At 68.7% G+C, this 20,527-nt stretch carries 18 protein-coding genes; 7 read left to right on the top strand and 11 right to left on the bottom strand.

Annotated elements, in window-relative coordinates; genetic code table 11:
* Positions 1 to 171: 171 nt before the first annotated feature.
* The 8 genes from HNR28_RS16880 to kynU all read right to left on the bottom strand — a co-directional run bounded on the left by HNR28_RS16880 (position 172) and on the right by kynU (position 9,784).
* Positions 172 to 1,164, bottom strand: coding sequence for an amidohydrolase family protein (locus HNR28_RS16880; protein ID WP_151024157.1), 993 nt, complete (start codon positions 1,162 to 1,164; stop codon positions 172 to 174).
* A gap of 49 nt (positions 1,165 to 1,213) precedes the next feature.
* Positions 1,214 to 1,789 (bottom strand): 3-hydroxyanthranilate 3,4-dioxygenase, encoded by a 576-nt coding sequence (gene nbaC / locus HNR28_RS16875; RefSeq protein ID WP_151024156.1) that lies wholly within the window; start codon positions 1,787 to 1,789, stop codon positions 1,214 to 1,216.
* A gap of 63 nt (positions 1,790 to 1,852) precedes the next feature.
* The gene (locus HNR28_RS16870; RefSeq protein WP_151024155.1) at positions 1,853 to 2,281 is read right to left on the bottom strand and encodes a RidA family protein; all 429 of its coding nucleotides are present in this window, start codon (positions 2,279 to 2,281) and stop codon (positions 1,853 to 1,855) included.
* A 55-nt stretch (positions 2,282 to 2,336) separates the two neighbouring features.
* Entirely contained in the window at positions 2,337 to 3,794 is a 1,458-nt protein-coding gene (locus HNR28_RS16865; protein ID WP_242404238.1) for a 2-hydroxymuconic semialdehyde dehydrogenase, read from the bottom strand.
* 232 nt (positions 3,795 to 4,026) lie between these two features.
* The gene (locus tag HNR28_RS16860) at positions 4,027 to 5,805 is read right to left on the bottom strand and encodes an LVIVD repeat-containing protein (RefSeq protein WP_151024154.1); all 1,779 of its coding nucleotides are present in this window, start codon (positions 5,803 to 5,805) and stop codon (positions 4,027 to 4,029) included.
* A gap of 36 nt (positions 5,806 to 5,841) precedes the next feature.
* A complete protein-coding gene (locus HNR28_RS16855; protein ID WP_043679218.1) occupies positions 5,842 to 6,885 on the bottom strand; it encodes a porin in 1,044 nt (347 codons plus the stop codon).
* Between the two features lie 139 nt (positions 6,886 to 7,024).
* A complete protein-coding gene (locus tag HNR28_RS16850) occupies positions 7,025 to 8,434 on the bottom strand; it encodes an amino acid permease (protein ID WP_043679215.1) in 1,410 nt (469 codons plus the stop codon).
* Positions 8,435 to 8,533: 99 nt separating this feature from the next.
* Positions 8,534 to 9,784, bottom strand: a complete 1,251-nt coding sequence (gene kynU / locus HNR28_RS16845; protein ID WP_151024153.1) for a kynureninase — start codon at positions 9,782 to 9,784, stop codon at positions 8,534 to 8,536.
* 141 nt (positions 9,785 to 9,925) lie between these two features.
* On the opposite strand from kynU, the gene HNR28_RS16840 reads away from it, so the two are divergent.
* Positions 9,926 to 10,387 (top strand): Lrp/AsnC family transcriptional regulator, encoded by a 462-nt coding sequence (locus tag HNR28_RS16840; RefSeq protein WP_043679212.1) that lies wholly within the window; start codon positions 9,926 to 9,928, stop codon positions 10,385 to 10,387.
* Positions 10,388 to 10,403: 16 nt separating this feature from the next.
* Here HNR28_RS16840 and HNR28_RS16835 read toward each other — a convergent pair whose 3' ends face one another.
* From HNR28_RS16835 to HNR28_RS16825, 3 genes are read right to left on the bottom strand one after another with little or no spacing between them, the layout of a single operon-like run.
* Entirely contained in the window at positions 10,404 to 11,366 is a 963-nt protein-coding gene (locus tag HNR28_RS16835) for a LysR substrate-binding domain-containing protein (RefSeq protein ID WP_151024152.1), read from the bottom strand.
* 11 nt (positions 11,367 to 11,377) lie between these two features.
* Complete coding sequence (locus tag HNR28_RS16830) at positions 11,378 to 12,313, bottom strand: DMT family transporter (protein WP_211369283.1); 936 nt, start codon at positions 12,311 to 12,313, stop codon at positions 11,378 to 11,380.
* On the bottom strand, positions 12,310 to 13,227 hold the full coding sequence (locus HNR28_RS16825) for a LysR family transcriptional regulator (RefSeq protein WP_043679209.1): 918 nt from the start codon (positions 13,225 to 13,227) through the stop codon (positions 12,310 to 12,312). The genes HNR28_RS16830 and HNR28_RS16825 overlap by 4 nt, the downstream gene beginning before the upstream one ends.
* A 234-nt stretch (positions 13,228 to 13,461) precedes the next feature.
* Between HNR28_RS16825 and gcl the strand changes: the two genes are divergently transcribed.
* The 6 genes from gcl (at position 13,462) to pyk (ending at position 20,392) form a co-directional block, all read left to right on the top strand.
* A complete protein-coding gene (gcl, locus tag HNR28_RS16820; protein ID WP_043679207.1) occupies positions 13,462 to 15,243 on the top strand; it encodes a glyoxylate carboligase in 1,782 nt (593 codons plus the stop codon).
* A gap of 62 nt (positions 15,244 to 15,305) precedes the next feature.
* Positions 15,306 to 16,082 (top strand): hydroxypyruvate isomerase, encoded by a 777-nt coding sequence (hyi, locus tag HNR28_RS16815; protein WP_151024151.1) that lies wholly within the window; start codon positions 15,306 to 15,308, stop codon positions 16,080 to 16,082.
* Positions 16,083 to 16,171: 89 nt separating this feature from the next.
* Positions 16,172 to 17,056: a 2-hydroxy-3-oxopropionate reductase gene (gene glxR, locus HNR28_RS16810; RefSeq protein ID WP_151024150.1), complete on the top strand. Its 885-nt coding sequence runs from the start codon at positions 16,172 to 16,174 to the stop codon at positions 17,054 to 17,056.
* Between the two features lie 192 nt (positions 17,057 to 17,248).
* A complete protein-coding gene (locus tag HNR28_RS16805; RefSeq protein WP_151024149.1) occupies positions 17,249 to 18,511 on the top strand; it encodes a glycerate kinase type-2 family protein in 1,263 nt (420 codons plus the stop codon).
* A 28-nt stretch (positions 18,512 to 18,539) separates the two neighbouring features.
* Positions 18,540 to 18,971, top strand: coding sequence for a GlcG/HbpS family heme-binding protein (locus HNR28_RS16800; protein WP_043679199.1), 432 nt, complete (start codon positions 18,540 to 18,542; stop codon positions 18,969 to 18,971).
* Positions 18,968 to 20,392: a pyruvate kinase gene (pyk, locus tag HNR28_RS16795; RefSeq protein ID WP_151024148.1), complete on the top strand. Its 1,425-nt coding sequence runs from the start codon at positions 18,968 to 18,970 to the stop codon at positions 20,390 to 20,392. Before HNR28_RS16800 ends, pyk begins: the two co-directional genes overlap by 4 nt.
* Positions 20,393 to 20,527 lie beyond the last annotated feature (135 nt).

The following is a 20,527-nucleotide window of genomic DNA, read 5'->3' as shown; positions in this document are numbered from 1 at the left end:
GCGCTCGGCCCAGGCGGTGTAGAGCTCGTCGCCCAGTTCTTCGATCAGCGCGGTTTCCATCTCGTACGGCTCCGTTCGGTCAGCATTGAATTCGGTCGGGATCGAATCCAGGCAGGATTTGATTCAGGCAACCCCGGATTCAAACCGGATCGAATCCAGGCAAGGTTGGATTCAGGCAAGGTTGAAGAAGGCCCGGGCGTTCCCGGCCAGGATGCGGCGCTTTTCATCGTCGTCCAGCAGGGCGGTCTCGCCCACCAACGCGCCGATGCGCTGCTCGCCCAGCGGGTAGGGATAATCGGAGCCGAGCATCACCCGCTCGCTGCCCATCACGTCCACCAGCAGGCGCAGGGCGCGCGGATCGAACACGGCGGAATCCACCGAGAACCGGTCGCAGTAGGAAGACGGCGGATTCGGGCAGTCCTGGCGCACGATGTCGCGGTACTTCCAGGCGTTGTCGACCCGGCCCAGGGTGAAGGCGAAAGCACCGCCGCCATGCGCGAAGCACAGCTTCAGGCTGCGCGGCAGCCGCTCGAAGGCGCCCGACAGGATCAGGGACAGGATCCCCAGCGACGTTTCCGCCGGCATGGCCACCAGCCAGGGCAGCATCCATTGGCGCATGCGCCGCCCGCCGCCCATCATGTCCCAGGGATGGACCAGCACCGGGATGCCGCTCACGGCGCAGTGGTGCAGGAATTCCACCAGCTGCGCGTCGTCCAGGTCGCGGTCGCCGACGTGGTTGCCGATCTGCACGCCCACGTGGCCGGCCGCCTGGGCGCGGGACGCCTCGCGGCAGGCCCGCTCGGTGTCCTGCAGGGGCACCTGGGCCAGCGCCTTCAGGCGGTCGGGATGGCCGGCGCAGTATTCCAGGGTCAGGTCGTTCATGCGGGCGGCCCAGTCGGCCACCTTGCCGGCGTCCAGCGCGTAGCCGAACATGATCGGCGTGGCGCTGACGACCTGCACGTCCAGGCCCAGGCGGTCCATGTCCGCCACGCGCAGCTCCGGATCCCACAGCACCGGCTCGACGGGGCGGAACTCGCCGTCGCCCTTCATGATCATGCCCGCGTCCCGGCCGGTGATCTTCAGCCAGGGCGCCTGCACGGGGTCCAGCGCGTGGGCCTGCTCGCGCGAGATTTCCGGAAAGATGTGCGCGTGGATGTCTATCATGTCGGTGGCCTTCGTGTGTCTCGTTCCGTGTCCCGTTCAGAAATCCCGTTCAGAAATCCCGGACGCTGGAATCCCGCAGCTGCTCGTGCCAGATGCGATAGTCCTTGCCCGGGTGCTGGGTGCCGCAGCCGGGACAGACGCGCTCCTCGTCCTTCAGCGCGTAGAACTGGGCGTAGACCTTGGGCAGGTCGTCCACCAGGCTTTCCAGCTGCTTGGAGGCCTTCCAGACCTCGGTGCCGCAATGGGCGCAATACCACTGCAGGCTGTCGTGCCTGCCCTGGGGGCGGGGCAGCTCGATCAGCAGGCACAGGCCGTCGGGATCGGGGCGCTGCGGCGAATGGATCAGGTGCGGCGGCTGCAGGAAGATGTCGCCTTCCTTCAGGTCGATGCGCTCGAAGCGGCCGCGGTCCCAGACGATCAGGAACGCCTCGCCGCGCAGCTGGTAGAAGATTTCCTCGGTCGGGTTGTCGTGGAAATCGGTGCGCTGGTTGCCGCCGCCGACCATGTTGATGATGTAGTTGCCGTCGGGAAAGATCGCCGCGTTGCACACCGGCGGCTTGAGCCGGTCGCGGTGGTCGTCCACCCATTGCATCAGGTTCTTGGGCAAGCCGTACTTCGCATCCATGTCTGTCTCCTCGTGGTGTGCCGGCGCCTGTCGGGGGCGCCGGTCGTCGTGTCCGGCCCGGTGTCAGGCGGCCGGCGGCCTGTAGGCGATGGCCTTGATCTCGATGCGCAGGTGCGGGTGCGGCAGCTGATGGACGGCGACCGTGGTGCGCGCCGGGCCATCGAAGCCGAAATATTCCCCGTAGACCTCGTTGTAGCCGGCGAAGTCCCCCATATCGACCAGGTAGGCGCTGATCTCCACCACGTCCTCCAGGGCGGCGCCGACGCTGGCCAGGATGTCGCGGATGTTCTCGATCACGGCGCGGGTCTGCGCCCGGATGTCCATGCGCACGGCGCCCATGGCGTCCACGGTCTCCACGCCGGCCAGGCTGTTGTCGGCGCGGCGCGAGCTGGTCCCCGAGACGAACAGGAAGTCGCCCGCGCGCCTGACGTGCGGGAACTTCCCCCGCGGCGTGGCCTTGCCGGTGACGACCTTGGCGGATGCTGGGTTCATGGGATGCGGTCTCCTGTGGTCCTTCGTGCGAGTCCCGTCCGGCGTGCGGAACGGCTCAGATCTTGACGCAGATGTTGGTGATCTCGGAATAGAAATCCAGGGAATGGCGCCCGCCCTCGCGGCCGATGCCGGAGCGGCGCACGCCGCCGAAGGGCGTGCGCAGGTCGCGCAGGTACCAGGTGTTGACCCAGACCAGGCCGCTGCGCATGCGCGGCGACACCCGGTGCGCGCGCGACAGGTCGCGCGTCCAGATCGCGGTGGCCAGGCCGTAGTCGGAATCGTTGGCGCGGGCGACGGCCTCGTCCTCCGTGTCGAAGGGCGCCACGTGGCAGACCGGCCCGAAGATCTCCTCGCGCAGGCAGCGGGCGTCGTCGGGCAGGCCGGTCCAGACGGTCGGCCGGACCCAGAACCCCTGGTCGCGCGCATCGCCGAACACCGGCGTCTCGCCTCCGGTCACCACGGTGGCGCCTTCCTCGCGCGCCAGCTGGAAATAGGACAGGACCTTGGCCTGGTGCTTCCGCGAGATCATGGGGCCGATGTCGGCGGCCGGATCGTCCGGACGCCCCAGCACCAGCGCCTCGGTGCGCGCCTTGAGCGCCGCCACGAAGCGGTCGAAGATCGGCCGCTGCACCAGCACCCGCTCGCTGCACAGGCAGACCTGGCCGGAGTTGGTGAAGGAGGACTTCACGACCCCGTCCACGGCGGCGTCGAAGTCCGCGTCCTCGAACACGATGGCGGCGTTCTTGCCGCCCAGCTCGAAGGACACGTCCTTCACCGCGTCGGCCACGGTCTTCATGATGTGCGCCCCGGTGGCCGAGGCCCCGGTGAAGGTCACGGCGTCGATGTCCGGATGGCTGATCATGGCCTGGCCGGCGGATTGGCCGCCGAAGCCCTGCAGCACGTTGAAGGCGCCCGCGGGAAAGCCGATGTCGTGCGCCACCTGCGCCAGCAGGAAGGCGGAGGACGGCGTTTCCTCGGAGGGCTTGGCCACCACCGCGTTGCCCAGCGCCAGGGCCGGCGCGACCTTCCAGCTGAACAGCAGGACGGGCAGGTTCCAGGGCGAGATCGCCACCACCACGCCCAGGGGCTTGCGCACGACGTAGTTCAGCGCCCGGCCGCCGTCGGCCGTCACGGTCTCGAAGCATTCCGTGTGGGCCTGGCGGACCAGGTCGGCGAAGAAGCGGAAATTGGCGATGGCGCGCGGCACGTCCAGGGTGCGCGCCTGGCGCACGGTGCGGCCCGTGTCGCGCACCTCGGCCTCGACGAATGCGTCGAAACGCCGCTCGATGCCGTCGGCCAGCCTGCGCAGCCAGTCGGAGCGTTCGACCGGCCCGCACCGCCCCCACTCGCCTTGCAGCGCCGCCCGGGCGGCCTGCACCGCGAGGTCCACCTCCCCGGCGCCGGCCTCGCAGACTTCGCCGACGACGGCGCCGTCCACCGGACTGATGTTGGGAAACCGCCGGGCGCTTTCGACGAAACGGCCGCCGATGTAGTGCGTGATGAGTTCGGCCACGATGCTTGTCTCTGGTGTGGTTCGTGTGGTGATGGAGCGTGAAGGGCTGGCGTGGGGGCCCGGTGTTCTCGTATGGAGACACTGTAAGGGGCGTCGGGATTATTTTCTAATCAATAAAGTGCTTGATGCGATTCCATAATGGAATCTATCAGGCAGGTACTCCGGAGCCTTGCAAGGAAAACGGCCGGACGCCGCCCGAAGGCGCTCGTCCGGCCGTTGGTTTCAGGCCGTGTCAGCGCGCGGGCCAGGGCCGGGCGGGCATGCCCATCACCGGCTCGCCCAGCAGGGGCGAGGACAGGGCATAGGCGCCGTTGTCCGTGAACGCCCACATGATGTTGCGGTCGTATTCGGTGTACAAGGCGAACACCCCCTGGCTCAGGGTGTAGCTCGGCAGCTCGGTCTCGTCCGCCAGCGGCGGCACGAAATATCCCGCGATCCTGGGGTGGGCGGGATCGCTCACGTCGAACAGCTGGACCCCGGCGTTGTAGAAGGAATAGGGCACGATCTTCTGCCGCCACGCGCCCGGCTGCCCGATGGAATTGGAGCGCTTGGGCCCGAACGATCCACCCCGCTGGCAGAAGCTGGTGTAGGGCGCGTTTTCCGGCGGAACGGGACGCGGCAGGGTCGCCGCCACCTTCATGCGGGCCGGATCCCGGGCATCGACCACCCAGATGTCCTTGTAGGGCTCGTTGCAGTCCGTATTCAGCGGGTAGCCGCTGGTCAGCACGTATCCCGTGCGCTCGTACTGGCTGACGTCCGCGTTGTCGAACTCCGTGCCCGAGAAGGACGGCGGCGTATTGAAATTGCCGAGGATCTTCGGATGTGCGGGATCGCTCAGGTCGAACGACCACAGCCCCAGGCCCCCCATGGCGCCGAACCCGATCTTGCCGCCCTGTTCGAGGGGCTTGGGCAGGAACAGCGGCATGCGCGCGCCCATCCACGACGTCCGGTTGCCCGCGCGCGGATTCTTCAGGTATTCAAACACGCTGGCCGGGTCGTCCACCTTCTGCCCCGGGACCGTGATCTGCGACACGAATTCCGGATGGGCGGGATCGGACATGTCCCAGACCTGGTAGCCAGGGGAATACAGGTAGTTTGAATACTCGGTCAGCGCATAGCTGTCGTCGGGCGCCGCTGCCAGGATCATGTACTTGCCGCCGAAATATTCCGGCGCGTCCAGCGAACCGGACCCCCGCTGCCGGCCGACCGATGCGTCGGGCCGCTCCACGTCGGTGGTGCGGGTCGCCAGCAGTTCCCAGTCATCGGGCGTCGGCCCGTTCATCGCGTAGACCTTGAAGCCCTTCAGAGAGTTGTAGCTGCGCTGCCGGGCGACTTTTTCCGGCTCTTTCAGCTTGTCTTCCATCAGCCCGTAGCGGCCGATCTCGTAAGAAGCCACCAGGATGGGCTTGCCCAGCTTCTTGTTCCAGGCGATGGTCATGCCCCCCCAGTAGTCCTTCACGCCGGCCGCGTCCCAGTCCTCGCTCGGCCCCTTGGGCCCCCAGACGGCCCCTTTTGAATAGACCACCTTGCCGTGCGCCGGATCGGTCACGTCCATGATGCGCAGGTAATCGCGGTCATGGATGTACAGGTAGCGCCGGCCCTCGAAATCCAGCACGTTGTTCCAGGCATGGAAGGGCGAGCCCACGCCGGGATAGAAGGCGATCACGTCGACATTCTTTGCGAGCAGCGTCCGGTCCCAGTGGTCCAGTTCGCCCGGGAAGCGCTGGCCGTCGTGCGCCTCGGGCGTCGCCTTGGGAAAGACGAACGCCCCCGTGTTCGGATCCATCCCGTAATCCTTCCCCGGCACCTGGGGTGCCGGCCGGCGGTCCGGCGTCACCGACAGCCACCGGGCGAGCCAGGGATCCTGGACGGAAGGGGTGCCCGGCACGGCCTCGCCGGCGGGCCGGGCGGCGTCGCCCTGCGCCAGCGCGGCGGCGCCGGACGCAGCGAAAATCACGGCGGCCAGCGCCGTCGTCCTGAAAGCCTTTCCAGGCAGAGTGCGGATATGCATGGTGTCTTGTCTCCTTCGAGTCGATGGGGGAATCGTTCAGAATTTGTGGCGCATGCCCACGGCCAAGCCCATCGGACTCTGGCCCGGGTCGGGCGTGTCGTTCCAGCTCACGGGATAGGGAACGCGGGCGCGCTCGTCGTTGTCGATGTAGGCGAAATTGATGTACAGGTCGGTCCGCTTGGACAGGCCGTGCAGATAGCCCAGCGTCACGCCGTTGGCCGTGCCGACGGCCGCGTTGTCGTCGTCGTGGCGGTGCACGAAGCTGGCATGCACGCGATTGCGACCGTCGATGTCCCAGCGCACGCCGAACTGCACGTCCCAGCCGCTGGCCGAGAAGCCGACATAGGGCGGATAGGTGTAGTAGCCGTCGTAGGTGTGGAACATGAAGGTCGGCTCCACCCCATTGTCGAAGCTGTAGACCACCGACAGGTAGTCGTCCCGGGTGCTTCTGAGGTCCGACGGGCTGTCGATGTCCCGGTTGCGGGCCCGCTCGCTGGCCAGGCCGATGTACAGCGGGTGGCTGTAGTATTCCAGCGCGACGCCCATGAAATGCCCGGCCTGGGTGCCGCCCCCTTCGCCGAACGCGTACATCACGCGGCCGGACAATCCGCCGAAGCTCGGCGAGTTGTACTGGATCGCGTTGTCCACCCGGTAGGGCGCATAGAAGAACTGCATGTTGTTCATGACGCTGTATTCCGAGCCGTAATTCGGATCGGCATAGCCCGTCACGAAGGACGACGGAGTGTCCTGGCGGCCCAGGGTGACGTCGCCCCAGCCTCCCTTGAGGCCCACGTAGGACAGCCGCATCTGCTCCTTGCGCTCGCCGGTGCTGGCGTCGAACTGGGGCTGGAACGTGAAATAGGCCGTGTTGCCGCCCCCGAGGTCCTCGCTGCCGTTGAACTCCAGGCGCGAGCTGCTCATCACGCCGCTGGCCAGGTCCGTGCGGGACTCGTCGTCGCCCGAGTTCCTGAGATGCTGCAGGCTCAGGTCGAGGATGCCCGACAGCGTGAGGCCGGACTCGGCGTGGACCGCGCCCGCCGCGAGCAGCAATGCCGCCGCGAGCCCTGTCTTCTTCATCATGAAGCGTCTCCTGTGATTTGATTCTTCTGTCGTCATGCGCGCGGGCGGCACGCAGCGCCCCCTGCCGGCGCCGCGGCATGCTTCGGTGGATCGGGTGGCGGGGGGCGCGCCCCCGGGAATCAGCGGTTCGGCTCGGGCATCAGCCGATGCCGCCGGAACGGGCCTCGCGGTCCGGGGCGGGCTTGCCGCGCGCCTTTCTCAAGCCGTACGCCAGCACCAGCAGCGCCAGGAAAGGCACGCCGAACACCAGCGTGGCGTGGAAGATGTCGATGAACCAGGTGGTCAGCAGGATGGCCGAGATGCCGGTCAGGCCCAGCAGGGTGCCGGCCGGGTAGCCGGGCATGCGAAAGCGCAGGAATGCGCCCCGGCCGGCCATGCGGCGGCGGAAGAACAGGTGCGTGAAGAAGATCATGCCCCAGGTGAACAGCACGCCGAACATGGACAGCGCGATCATGATGGGGAAGGCCGTGCCTGGGTCGGACACGTACACCCAGGCCGCCACCGCGATGCCGCTGGCGGACACCGCCAGCGCATTGAGCGGCACCCCGTTGGCGCGGATCCGGCCCAGCGCCGCCGGCGCGTCGCCGGCCCGCGACAGGCTGAACAGCATCCGGGTCGAGATGTACAGCATGCTGTTCATGGCCGACAGGGCCGCGACGATCACGATGAAGTTCAGGATGCTATCGGCGTAGGGAATGCCCACGGACTGCATCACCGTGACGAAGGGACTGGTCGTGCCGTCGGCCACCAGGGTCTTCCAGGGCACCAGCATCACGATCAGGGACAGCGACAGCAGGTAGAAGATCACCAGCCGCGCCACGGTCGCCTTGAAGGCCTGGCGCACGGCCTGCTCGGGATGCTCGGCCTCGCCCGCCGCCACGGCGATCATCTCGATGCTGAAATAGCTGAAGATCGAGATGATCACGCCGGTCCAGACACCGCCCCAGCCGTTGGGCATGAAGCCGCCCTGGCCCGTCAGGTGCTGCGCCACCGGCACCGCCTCCCGTCCGCCGGCGAGCATGCCGATCGCCAGGACGATGAAGGCCACGATGGCGAAGACCTTGGTGGCGGAGAACCAGTATTCCACCGAGCCGAAGGCCTTGACGCTGTAGGCGTTGACGCCGATCAGCGCCGCCGAGAAGCCGGCGATCCAGATCCAGGCGGCGACGTCCGGGAGCCAGAACTTCATGTATTCGGCCACCGCGGTGACTTCCGTGCCGACGGCCAGCACGATGCTGGACCAGTAGCAGTAGCGCACCAGGAAGCCGGCCAGCGGGCTGACGTAATGCTCGGCATAGGCGCCGAACGAGCCCGAGGTGGGATGCGCCACCGTCATTTCCGCCAGGCAGCCCATCAGCAGCAGCGCGATGAAGCCGCCGATGACGTAGCTCACGACCACGCCCGGGCCGGCGAAGCCGATGGCGAACTTGCTGCCCAGGAACAGTCCCGTGCCGATCGCGCCGCCGATGGCGATCATGCTCATCTGCCGCGCGGTCAATTTCTTGTGCAGCCCCGCCTCGCGGGACTGGATCTTGTCGAATCCGTCCATCTCCGTCTCCTGATTTTCATTCTGTTTTTTTATGTGTGCTTCATGGCGTGCGGCGCGGGCCGCCGCCGCGGCGCCCCGGCCGGGCCGGGGGCGCCGCCGTCACGTCACCAGCCCGCGCTCGCGGAACTCGTCCCGCTCCCATTCGCGCCGCGCCAGCACGGCCTTCAGGTGCTGGACGGCCTCCCAGACATCGACGAAGCGCAGGTACAGCGGGGTGATCCCGAAGCGCATGACCTCGGGCTCGCGGTAGTCGCCGATCACGCCCCGCGCGATGAGCGCCTGCACCACGGCGTAGCCCTGCGGATGGCGGAAGCTGACGTGGCTGCCGCGGTGAGCGTGATCCAGCGGCGTCTCCAGCGCCAGGCCCTGGCCGGCGCACTCCTGCTCCACCAGCTCGATGAACAGGTCGGTCAGCGCCAGGGACTTGCGGCGGATCTTCTCCATGCCGGTCTGCAGGAAGATGTCCACGCCGCACGCCACCAGGCTCATGGACACGATGGGCTGCGTGCCGCACAGGAAGCTGCGAATGCCCGGATCGGGCACGTAATCGACCGCCATGTCGAACGGCCGCGCATGCCCCCACCAGCCCGACAGGGGCTGGCGGAAATCGGCCCGGTGCCGGGGATGCGCCCACAGCATGGCCGGCGCGCCGGGGCCGCCGTTCAGGTACTTGTAGGTGCAGCCGATGGCGAAATCCGCGTCCGCGCCCTTCAGGTCGATGGGCACGGCGCCGATCGAATGGCACAGGTCCCAGACCGCCAGGGCGCCGCGCGCGTGCACCAGCTCATCGACCGCCCGCATGTCGTACAGGTAGCCGGTGCGGTAGTTGACGTGCGACAGCACCACCACGGCGGTCTGCCCGGTCACGGCCGCGTCCAGGTCCTCGGGCCGGTCGATCAGCCGCAGCGTGTAGCCGCGGTCCAGGAGCCCGATCAGGCCCTGGATCACGTACAGGTCGGTGGGAAACGCATCCCGCTCGGCCAGGATGATCTTCCGCTCCGGATGGGCGCGCCGCTGGATGTCCACGGCGTTGGCCACGACCTTGAACAGGTTCAGCGAGGTGGTGTCTGTGACGATGGCCTCGCCGGCCCCGGCGCCGATCAGCGGCGCGAGCCGGTCGCCCAGGCGCGTGGGCAGCGCCCACCAGTCGTTCCTGTTCCAGCTGTTGATCAGGTCGGCGCCCCACTCCCGGCGGATGACGTCCTGGGCGCGCGCCGGCGCGTCTTTCGGCAGGGCGCCCAGCGAATTGCCGTCCAGATAGAGGGTGCCCTCGGGTAAATCGAACTGCTGCCTGAGACTGGCCAGCTCATCGGCCCGGTCGCGGGCCAGGCACTGTTCCAGTGTGATCATCGATGCCTCCTGTGCGGCGTTTTCACTGAAAAACAGTCTATCAAGGAGGCAGCGGGAAATTATTCTAATATTCCAATCCAGAGTGTAAATATCGGAATATCATTCGATTATTAGAGTCATTGATCGAAAGGTATACCAATCATGAGAATGGACCCGGTGGACATCAAGATTCTGGGCATCCTGCAGCGGGACGGCCGCCTGAGCAATCTCGAACTGGCCGACATGGTCGCCCTCTCGCCGTCGGCCTGCCACCGGCGCGTCAAGCTGCTCGAAGAAAACGGCTACATCGACGGCTACCACGCCACCCTGAACGCCAAGAAGCTGGGCTTCGACATCCAGGCGCTGGTCAACCTGAACATCGGCCAGCTCAGCGAGGCCCAGCACAACTATTTCACGCGCGAGATCGGCCTGATGCCCGAAGTGGTCAGCGCCTACATCGTGACCGGCGAGACCAACTACGTGCTGCACGTGCGCACCCGCAACTTCGAGGAGTTCTCCCGCTTCGTGGTCAACCGGCTGAACAAGCTCAAGGGCGTCACCAAGATCTACTCGCAGATCGTGCTCGACGAACTGAAGTCGCTGGGCGCGCGCGTGCCGCTCTGAGCCCCCCGCCGGGGCCTCAGCCCGCCGGCGGGACCCCGCCCGTGGCCTGCGCCCGCGCGCCGACTTCCTTGAGGATGCCGATGAACAGGGCCGCCGCCGGCACCGGCTCGCGGTCGGCCCGCAGGCTGTAGCCGATGGTGCCGAACGGCACGCGCACGTGGATCGGGACCTCGAACAGCACCCCCACCTGGATCAGCGGCCGGGCCGCCACGCTGGGCAGCATGGCCAGCGCATCGGACCGCGCCAGGATGCCGAGGTTGGTCAGCATCGACAGCGAGACGATCTGGTTGTGGGGGATCGGCAGGTCGCGGCCGCGGAAGAACCGGTCCACCTGCTTGCGCACCGGCGAGGAATTCGACGGCACGATCCACGGATAGTCCAGCAGATCCTCGGGGGCACACGCCGGCTGCCGCGACAGGGGATGGCTGGCGCGCGCCACGATCATCAGCTCGTCGTCGTAGATCGCGTGCATCTCCACCCCCTCGCCCGGATTCTCCGGCAGGCGGCCGACGATCACGTCCAGCTCGCCGACGCGCAGCATGGGAAAGAGGATGTCGTTGGTGGCTTCCTGGATCAGCAGGCCCGCCTTGGGATGGCGGCGCTTCATCAGGGCCGCGCTCTCGGGCAGCAGCCAGGCCGAGGCGGAGATCAGGGTGCCGACGGCCACCTGGCCGCCCTCGCCGCTGCGCAGCGCCTCCAGCTCCTCGCTCAGGGCGCGCGCATCGCCCAGCATGGGCCGGATGCGCGCCAGCAGGTGCTCGGCGAACACGGTCAGCCGCACGCCCTTGCTGTGGCGCTCGAACAGCGTGACCCGCAGCAATTCCTCCAGCTGCCTGACAATCTTGACGACGTTGGGCTGGGTCATGTGCACGGCCTCGGCCGCCTTGTGCATGGACCCCAGGGTGGCCACCCGCTCGAACACCAGCAGCTGCTTGAATTTCAGGTCGCGCACGCGCGCCAGGCTCTGGTCCGACAGCATCGCCGCGGCGCCTATCCGCGCCCGCCCATCGGACGCAGGCTGATCACCGCCAGCGCCACGCCGATCAGGATCATCCCCGACAGCTCCAGCCCGCCAGGGACCTCGCCCAGTTCCAGCCAGCCGGACAGCACGCCGACCACCGGCACGCCCAGCGACGACAGGCCCGCCATTCCGGCGGACAGGTGCTGCAGCGCGAACAGCCACAGGAACCAGGCCAGGGCCGTGGCCAGCAGCGCGTTGTAGGCCAGCGCTGCGTAGAAATAGGGCGCCGGCGCGATCGGCCGCTCCGGCACCAGCCAGGCGACGACGCACAGCGCCAGGGCGCCGAACAGCATCTGCCACGCCGTCAGCGGCAAAGCATCCATCGGGTGGTCGCGCTTGATCCATTTGGCCACCAGCGTCGCCAGCGCCCAGCACAGGCCCGAGGCGACGGCCAGCATCTCGCTGACGATGCCGGCGTGATGGCTCCAGGGTTCCAGGATCAGCAGCAGGCCCGCGGCCGCCAGCGCCAGGGCCAGCCACTGCAGCCCGCGGATGCGCTCGCCAAACGCCACCCAGGCCAGCGGGATGACCCAGAACGGCATCGTGTACACCAGGATCGAGGTCTTGCCCGCCCCGCCCTGCAGCAGCGCGACCTGGATCAGGGCGGAAAACACGCCGGTCTGCAGCACGCCCAGCAGCAGCACGCGCGGCCAGGCCCGGATGCGCATGGGCCGCCGCAGGGCCGCCAGCACCAGCAGCAGCGCGACGGCGCCGAACAGGGTGCGCAGCGCGGAAAAATCGAAGGGGCCGACATACGCCAGCACCTGCTTCATGACGACCCAGTTGTAGCCCCAGACCAGCGCCATGCCGGCCAGCGCCGTCAGCGCGAGCCGTTCGTTGCGGCGGGCCTTGGGATCGCGCGCCGGCGCGTGTTCAGCCGGCGCCTGTTCAGCATTCGCAGTCAAGATGATCTCTGTCCTTCCCAGTAACCGGGTTCATGATAATGGTTTCTCAGGTCGTCGATGAAATAGCGCACCTTGGCCGGCAGGTAGCGCTGCTGCGGATAGACCGCCTGGATGTCGTAGGCGGGCAGGGCGAATTCGTCGAGCACCGTCACCAGCTCGCCGCGCTTGAGTTCGCGCTGGATCTCCCAGGTGGAGCGCCAGCCGATGCCCAGCCCCTGGCGCACCCAGTGGTACAGCAGCTCGCCGTCGTTGCAGGCCAGGTCGCCGCGCACCCGCACGGCGAAGGGCTTGCCGTCGCGCACGAAGGTCCAGCCGCGATGCTGCCCGCCCTGCAGGTTGAAGGCCAGGCAGTTGTGCCGCGCCAGGTCCTCGGGCACGCGCGGCACGCCGTGCGACTCGAAATAGGCGGGCGTGCCGCAGACCACGCGGCGGTTCGGATACAGGCGCACCGCCACGTAGTTCGGGTCGGTGACCTCGCCGATGCGGATGGCCATGTCGTAGCCCTCGCGCACCAGGTCCACCACGCTGTCGGTGAAGTTGAAGGACAGCGCCAGGTCCGGGTAGCGCGCGCGGAATGCCAGCGCGTGCGGGGCCACGTGCAGGCGCCCGAACGAGGCCGGCGCCGACACCACCAGGTGGCCGGCGAGCGACCGGCCCCGCGACATGATGCTGGCGTCGGCGGCGTCGAAATCCTGGATCAGCTGCTGGCAGTGCTCCAGGTAACGCTCGCCCAGGTCCGTCAGCACCAGGCCGCGCGTGGAGCGGTGCATCAGCTGCACCCCCAGGCGCTTTTCCAGCGCCGTCAGCCGCCGCCCCATGATGACCGGGGTCACGCCTTCCACCAGGGCCGCGGCGGCGAAGCTGCCCTGCTCGGCAATCAATACAAAACTGCGTATCTCGGTATAGCGGCTCATGAAGGCCTCCCGATGGTTCCCCGCGGACTGGAAAACCCCGCAAGGCAAGGGCGGGCAACGAAGAATCCGGACGGAACCGGCGTGTCCAGGGTTCATGGGATTCTACCCCAGGCCCGCAACATCACATACAAATAGTATCGACAGAAGCGAGGCGGACTGGGATTCCTGCGCCCCGGCGATTTCTTTAATCTGGTCCCGTCAACGAATACCCATCCGACCGATCCAGGAGAAATCATGGCCAGAATGAGAGCAGTCGACGCCGCCGCGGCGGTCCTGCAGAAGGAAGGCGTCACCACGCTGTTCGGCGTGCCCGGCGCCGCCATCAATCCGCTGTACTCCGCCCTGCGCAAGAACGGCGGCTTCAAGCACGTGCTGGCCCGCCACGTGGAAGGCGCCTCGCACATGGCCGAAGGCTACACCCGCGCGCAGCCCGGCAACATCGGCGTCTGCCTGGGCACTTCCGGCCCCGCCGGCACGGACATGATCACGGGCCTGTACTCGGCCTCCGGCGACTCCATCCCCATCCTCTGCATCACCGGCCAGGCGCCGCGCGCGCAGCTGCACAAGGAAAGTTTCCAGGCCGTGGACATCGAGACCATCGCCAAGCCGGTCACCAAGTGGGCCGTGATGGCGCGCGAGCCGGAACTGGTGCCGCGCATCCTGCAGCAGGCCTTCCACGTGATGCGCTCCGGGCGCCCCGGCCCGGTGCTGGTGGACCTGCCCTTCGACGTGCAGATGGCGGAAATCGAATTCGACATCGACACCTACGAGCCGCTGCCGGTCTACAAGCCCGCCGCCACGCCGGCCCAGGCCGCCCGCGCCGTGGCCCTGCTCAACGCCGCCGAGCGCCCGCTGCTGGTGGCCGGCGGCGGCATCTTCAGCGCCCAGGCCGAGGGCCTGCTGCAGGAATTCGCCGAGCTGACCGGCGTGCCCGTCATCCCCACCCTGATGGGCTGGGGCGTGATCCCCGACGACCACCCGCTGATGGCCGGCATGGCCGGCCTGCAGACCGCGCACCGCTACGGCAACGCCAGCCTGCTGGCCTCGGACTTCGTCATGGGCATCGGCAACCGCTGGGCCAACCGCCACACGGGCTCCACGCCGGTCTACACCCAGGGACGCACCTTCGTGCACATCGACGTCGATCCCACCCAGATCGGCAAGGTCTTCGGCCCCGACTACGGCATCGCCTCGGACGCCGGCGCGGCCCTGCGCCTGATGATCGAGGAGGCCCGCCGCCTGAAGGCCGCCGGCCAGCTGCGCGACCGCGGCGCCTGGGCCGCGGAGTGCCGCGCGCGCAAGGGCGAGAAGTCCATGCAGCGCAAGACCCACTTCGACCAGTCGCCGCTCAAGCCGCAGCGCGTGTACGAGGAAATGAACAAGGCCTTCGGCCGGAACGTGCGCTACGTCACCACCATCGGCCTGTCGCAGATCGCCGCCGCGCAGCTGCTGCACGTCTACGGCCCGCGCCGCTGGATCAACGCCGGCCAGGCCGGCCCCCTGGGCTGGACCGTGCCCGCCACGCTGGGCGTGGTGGCCGCCGATACCGGCGACGAGGTCGTGGCCCTGTCCGGCGACTACGACTTCCAGTTCATGATCGAGGAACTGGCCGTGGGCGCGCAGTTCAAGCTGCCCTACATCCACATTGTGGTCAATAATGCCTACCTGGGGCTGATCCGCCAGTCGCAGCGCGGCTTCGACATGGACTACTGCGTGCAGCTGTCCTTCGACAACATCAACGCGCCGGAAACCGACGGCTACGGCGTGGACCACGTCAAGGTCGCCGAAGGCCTGGGCTGCAAGGCCATCCGCGTGAAGAAGGTCGAAGAGATCCAGCCCGCCATCGCCCAGGCCCGCGCCTGGATCGAGGAATTCCGCGTGCCCGTCGTGGTCGAGTTCATCCTGGAGCGCGTCACCAACATCTCCATGGGCAACGACATCGACGCGATCAACGAATTCGAGGAACTGGCCGAGCGCGGCGAGGACGCCCCGACCGCCATCACCCTGCTGGACTGAAGCAGGACGCCGCAGCCCTCCCCGGCGGAAGGGCTGCCCGCACGCATTTCAAGGAGCCATACATGCCGAAATTCGCCGCCAACCTGTCGATGCTGTTCACGGAAATCGACTTCCTCGACCGCTTTGAAGCGGCCGCCAAGGCCGGTTTCAAGGGCGTCGAATACCTGTTTCCCTACGCCTGGCCGAAGGAAGAACTGGCCCGGCGCCTGCAGGCCAACGGCCTGGTCCAGGTGCTGCACAACCTGCCCGCCGGCGACTGGGACGCGGGCGAGCGCGGCATCGCCTGCCACCCCGGCCGCGTCGAGGAATTCAGGCAGGGCGTCGTCCGCGCCATCGAATACGCGCAGGCCCTGGGCTGCCCGCAGCTCAACTGCCTGGCCGGCAAGGTGCCCGAGGGCGTGGACGCCGCCGCGGCGCACCACACCTTCGTCGAGAACCTGCGCCACGCCGCCGCCGCACTGAAGCAGGCCGGCATCCGCCTGGTGATCGAGCCCATCAACACCTTCGACATCCCGGGCTTCTTCCTGTCGCGCACCGACCAGGCGCTGGCCATCATCGCCGAGGTCGGCTCCGACAACCTGCGCGTGCAGTACGACATCTACCACGCGCAGCGCATGGAAGGCGAACTGGGCAACACCATCAGCAAGCACCTCGGGTCCATCGGCCACATCCAGCTCGCCGACAACCCCGGGCGCAACGAGCCAGGCACCGGCGAGATCAACTACCGCTGGCTGCTGCGCCACATCGACGCCGTCGGCTACGACGGTTGGATCGGCTGCGAATACAAGCCGGCCGGCCGCACCGAGGACGGCCTGGGCTGGATCCAGGCGCTGGCCTGACCGCCCTCCCGGAACCCTTTTCCAGCACCGTTCCCCGGCATCCCCCCGGCACCCCATCGAAACGACACGCATCGACAAGGAGAACTCACATGGCCAACATCGGTTTCATCGGTCTGGGCATCATGGGCACCCCCATGGCCGCCAACCTCATCCAGGGCGGCCACACCCTGGTCACCTTCACCCACGGCAAGACCGCGCAGAGCCTGCTGGACGCGGGCGCCAAGGCCCTGCCCAACGCGACCGAGGTCGCCAAGGCCTCCGACATCATCATCATCATGGTGCCCGACACGCCCGACGTCGAAGCCGTGCTGTTCGGCGAGAACGGCGTGGCCGCCGGCCTGAGCAAGGGCAAGATCGTCATCGACATGAGTTCGATCTCGCCCGTCGCCACCAAGGAATTCGCCAAGAAGATCAACGCGCTGGGCTGCGAATACCTGGACGCGCCGGTGTCCGGCGGCGAAGTCGGCGCCAAGGCCGCCAGCCTCACCATCATGATCGGCGGCAGCCAGGCCGCCTTCGACCAGTGCAAGCCGATCTTCGAGCTGATGGGCAAGAACATCACCCTGGTCGGCAGCAACGGCGACGGCCAGACCACCAAGGTCGCCAACCAGATCATCGTCGCCCTGACCATCGAGGCCGTGGGCGAGGCCCTGGTGCTGGCCTCCAAGGCCGGCGCCGACCCGGCCAAGGTGCGCCAGGCGCTGATGGGCGGCTTCGCCAGCTCGCGCATCCTGGAAGTGCACGGCGAGCGCATGGTCAAGCGCACCTTCGATCCGGGCTTCCGCATCAACCTGCACCAGAAGGACCTGAACCTGGCCCTGACCACCGCGCGCCAGCTGGGGATGTCCCTGCCCAGCACGGCGGTGGCCCAGGAACTGTTCAACGCCTGCGTGGCCCACGGCGGCGCCGGCTGGGACCATTCCGGCATGGTGCGCGCGCTGGAAATCCTGGCGAACCACGAAATCGGCCAGTAAGCCGAAGCCGCCGCCAAAGCGGAAGCCGCGCCTCCCATCCGGCGGACCCGCTCCTCGCGCAGGGGCCCGTCCGCCGGGCGATTCGCCAATCCGCCTCGCCGCCTGCAAGCGGCCCGGATTCATCGGGCACGAAGCGGTCCGCAGGGACTGCGCCGTGTCCGGACTCATCCTCATCTTCGGGATGGACGCCTCATGAACCTCTCGCCCCGCGAGCTTCTCACCCGCATGTTCCAGGCGGCCGTGCGCGCCGCCCAGCCCGAACACTGCATCCCCGCCTTCCTGCCGCAGCGGCCCGGGGGGCGCACGATCGTCATCGGCGCCGGCAAGGCCTCGGCCGCCATGGCGCAGGCCTTCGAGCGGCACTGGCCCGGCCCCGTCGAGGGGCTCGTCGTCACCCGTTACGGCTACGCCGTGCCCTGCGAGCGCATCGAGATCGTCGAGGCCGCCCATCCGGTGCCCGACGAGGCCGGCGAGGCCGCCGCCCGGCGCCTGTTCGAGCGGGTGGCCGGCCTGACGGCCGACGACCTGGTGGTCTGCCTGATCTCGGGCGGCGGCTCCTCGCTGCTGCCCGTGCCGGGCGCCGGCGTGACCCTGGCCGACAAGCAGGCCATCAACCGCGCCCTGCTGAAATCCGGCGCCACCATCTCCGAGATGAACTGCGTGCGCCGCCACCTGTCGGGCATCAAGGGCGGCCGGCTCGCGGCGGCCTGCGCCCCCGCGCGCGTGGTCAACCTGCTGATCTCCGACGTCCCCGGCGACCAGCCCTGCGACATCGCCTCCGGCCCGACCGTGGCCGACCCGAGCACCTGCGCCGACGCGCTGGACATCGTGCGCCGCTACGGCATCGAGCTGCCCGAAGGCGCCCGCCGGCTGCTGGAATCGGGCGCGGGCGAGACCCTCAAGCCCGGCGACGCCCGCCTGGCGCGCGTCGAGACCCACCTGATCGCCACGCCCCAGATGGCCCTGGAAGCCGCCGCCGCCGTGGCCCGCGAGGCCGGTGTCGCGCCGCTGCTGCTGGGCGACCGCATCGAGGGCGAGGCCCGCGACGTCGGCAAGGTGCTGGGCGGCATCGCCCTGCAGGTGCGCGCGCACGGCCAGCCGGCGCCCGCCCCCTGCGTGCTGCTGTCCGGCGGCGAGACCACCGTCACCGTGCGCGGCCAGGGCCGCGGCGGGCGCAACGTCGAATGCCTGCTGTCCCTGGCCATCACCCTGGATGGCGCCGAAGGCGTCCACGCCCTGGCCGGCGACACCGACGGCGTGGACGGCCAGGAGGAGATCGCCGGCGCCCTGATCGGCCCCGACACCCTGGCGCGCGCCTGGGCGGCCGGCATGCCGCCGCGCGCGCATCTGGACGACAACGACGGCCACGGCTTTTTCGAGCGCCTGGGCGATTCCCTGATCACCGGTCCCACGCTCACCAACGTCAACGATTTCCGCGCCATCCTGGTCCTCTGAACCGGGCCGCGCATCCCTGGAGACACACATGAAGACCCTCCGAGTCCTGACACTGGAAGACGCGCGCCGCATGGCGGCCGCCGCCGAAGCCGAGGCCCGCCGCAGCGGCTGGAACGTCAGCATCGCCCTGTGCGACGCCGGCGGCCACGCCCTGTGGCTGCAGCGCATGGACGGCGCCCCCCTCATGAGCGCCCAGATCGCGCCGGAAAAGGCCCGCGCCTGCGTCCTCAGCGGCAAGCCCAGCAAGGTCTACGAGGACATGGTCAACCAGGGCCGCATCGCCGCCCTGTCCATGCCGGTCGTGCCCCTGGAAGGCGGCGAGCCCATCTATTTCGACGGCAGCGTCATCGGCGCGGTCGGCGTGTCCGGCGTGCAGGCCGGGCAGGACGCCCAGGTGGCCCGCGCCGGCGTCGCCGCCCTGGACGGCGCCGACCATCTCTATGCGGGAGCCCAGGCATGAAGGCCGACCGTCGCGCCCGCATCCTGGCCACCCTGGGGCCGGCCAGCTCCACCCTCGAACAGATCCGCGCCCTGGCCCAGGCCGGCGCCAACGTGTTCCGCCTGAACTTCAGCCACGGATCGCACGAGGACCACGCCGAACGCCACCGCCTCATCCGCCAGGTCGAGCAGGAACTGGGCCATCCCATCGGCATCCTGATGGACCTGCAGGGGCCCAAGCTGCGCGTGGGCCGGATCGCCGGAGGCAAGGCCGTCCTGGCAGCGGGCCAGTCCTTCCGCCTGGATCTGGACCCCGCCGAGGGCGATGCCGCGCGCGCCAACCTGCCGCACCCGGAAATCTTCGCCGCCCTGGAGGACGGCACCGACCTGCTGCTGGACGACGGCAAGCTGCGCCTGCGCGTGGACCGCCACGGCCCGGACTTCGCCGAGACCACCGTGCTGGTGGGCGGCCCGCTGTCCGACCGCAAGGGCGTCAACGTGCCCGGCGTCATCCTGCCGATCTCCCCGCTCACGCCCAAGGACCGCGCCGACCTGGAATTCGGCCTGTCGCTGGGCGTGGACTGGGTCGCCCTGTCCTTCGTGCAGCGCCCGGAGGACATCGTCGAGGCGCGCGGCCTGGTCGGCAACCGCGCCTGGATCATGGCCAAGCTGGAAAAGCCCGCCGCCATCGAGCACCTGGACGCCATCGTGGCGCAGGCCGACGGCATCATGGTGGCGCGCGGCGACCTGGGCGTGGAACTGCCCCCGCAGCGCGTGCCCATCCTGCAGCAGCGCATCGTGCGCCGCGCGCGCGCCGCCGGCAAGCCCGTCGTGGTGGCCACCCAGATGCTGGAATCCATGATCACCGCGCCCGTGCCCACCCGCGCCGAGGCCTCGGACGTCGCCACCGCCGTCTACAGCGGCGCCGACGCCGTCATGCTGTCGGCCGAATCGGCCTCGGGCCAGTATCCGGTCGAGGCGGTCACCATCATGGAGCACATCATCCGCGAGGTCGAGTCCGACCCCTCCTGGCGCGCCGGCCTGGAGGCCAGCCACAGCCCGGCCGAAGCCAACATCCCGGACGCCATCTGCTGCGCCCTGCGCCGCGTCGCGGGCCTGCTGGAGCCGGCCGCGACGGTGGCCTACACGGCCTCGGGCTTCAGCGCCCTGCGCGCCAGCCGCGAGCGCCCCTCCACGCCGATCCTGGCCCTGACCTCGCAGCCGGAAACCGCCCGCCGCCTGGCCCTGGCCTGGGGCGTGCGCCCGGTCCACTTCCCCGAGCAGCTGCGCGAATCGACCGAAATGATCGACCGGGCCACCGCCGCCGCGCGCCAGGCCGGGCTGGCCGAGGCGGGCGACACGCTGATCGTGATCGCCGGCCTGCCGTTCGGGCGCAGCGGCAGCACCAACCTGCTGCACATCGCCCAGGTGCCGGAAAAATAAGCACTATCCGGACCGGCATATAGCCCGCCCGCTTCCCAGGAAGCGGGCGTTTTCTTTTGCGCGACAGGCACTTGCGTACGCATGCCGGCCCGCCGCCGGCCTGCGGACGCCCTTTAACTCTTATAGAAGACTGCC

The sequence above is a fragment of the Castellaniella defragrans genome (genome assembly GCF_014203015.1).
In the GTDB taxonomy this organism is placed as follows: Bacteria; Pseudomonadota; Gammaproteobacteria; order Burkholderiales; family Burkholderiaceae_B; genus Castellaniella; species Castellaniella defragrans.
The sequence above is the reverse complement of the archived record's forward strand: the minus strand, read 5'-3'. Positions and strand labels throughout refer to the sequence as shown.

What these genes read in the sequence shown, in the direction of transcription:
- HNR28_RS16800 (WP_043679199.1), top strand. Translation starts at nt 18,540, where the DNA reads ATGAAGACCCTCCGAGTCCTGACACTGGAAGACGCGCGCCGCATGGCG.
- gcl (WP_043679207.1), top strand. Translation starts at nt 13,462, where the DNA reads ATGGCCAGAATGAGAGCAGTCGACGCCGCCGCGGCGGTCCTGCAGAAG.
- hyi (WP_151024151.1), top strand. Translation starts at nt 15,306, where the DNA reads ATGCCGAAATTCGCCGCCAACCTGTCGATGCTGTTCACGGAAATCGAC.
- HNR28_RS16850 (WP_043679215.1), bottom strand. Translation starts at nt 8,434, where the DNA reads ATGGACGGATTCGACAAGATCCAGTCCCGCGAGGCGGGGCTGCACAAG.
- kynU (WP_151024153.1), bottom strand. Translation starts at nt 9,784, where the DNA reads ATGATCACACTGGAACAGTGCCTGGCCCGCGACCGGGCCGATGAGCTG.
- HNR28_RS16880 (WP_151024157.1), bottom strand. Translation starts at nt 1,164, where the DNA reads ATGATAGACATCCACGCGCACATCTTTCCGGAAATCTCGCGCGAGCAG.
- HNR28_RS16825 (WP_043679209.1), bottom strand. Translation starts at nt 13,227, where the DNA reads ATGAGCCGCTATACCGAGATACGCAGTTTTGTATTGATTGCCGAGCAG.
- glxR (WP_151024150.1), top strand. Translation starts at nt 16,172, where the DNA reads ATGGCCAACATCGGTTTCATCGGTCTGGGCATCATGGGCACCCCCATG.
- HNR28_RS16805 (WP_151024149.1), top strand. Translation starts at nt 17,249, where the DNA reads ATGAACCTCTCGCCCCGCGAGCTTCTCACCCGCATGTTCCAGGCGGCC.
- HNR28_RS16835 (WP_151024152.1), bottom strand. Translation starts at nt 11,366, where the DNA reads ATGCTGTCGGACCAGAGCCTGGCGCGCGTGCGCGACCTGAAATTCAAG.
- nbaC (WP_151024156.1), bottom strand. Translation starts at nt 1,789, where the DNA reads ATGGATGCGAAGTACGGCTTGCCCAAGAACCTGATGCAATGGGTGGAC.
- HNR28_RS16860 (WP_151024154.1), bottom strand. Translation starts at nt 5,805, where the DNA reads ATGCATATCCGCACTCTGCCTGGAAAGGCTTTCAGGACGACGGCGCTG.
- HNR28_RS16840 (WP_043679212.1), top strand. Translation starts at nt 9,926, where the DNA reads ATGAGAATGGACCCGGTGGACATCAAGATTCTGGGCATCCTGCAGCGG.
- pyk (WP_151024148.1), top strand. Translation starts at nt 18,968, where the DNA reads ATGAAGGCCGACCGTCGCGCCCGCATCCTGGCCACCCTGGGGCCGGCC.
- HNR28_RS16870 (WP_151024155.1), bottom strand. Translation starts at nt 2,281, where the DNA reads ATGAACCCAGCATCCGCCAAGGTCGTCACCGGCAAGGCCACGCCGCGG.
- HNR28_RS16855 (WP_043679218.1), bottom strand. Translation starts at nt 6,885, where the DNA reads ATGATGAAGAAGACAGGGCTCGCGGCGGCATTGCTGCTCGCGGCGGGC.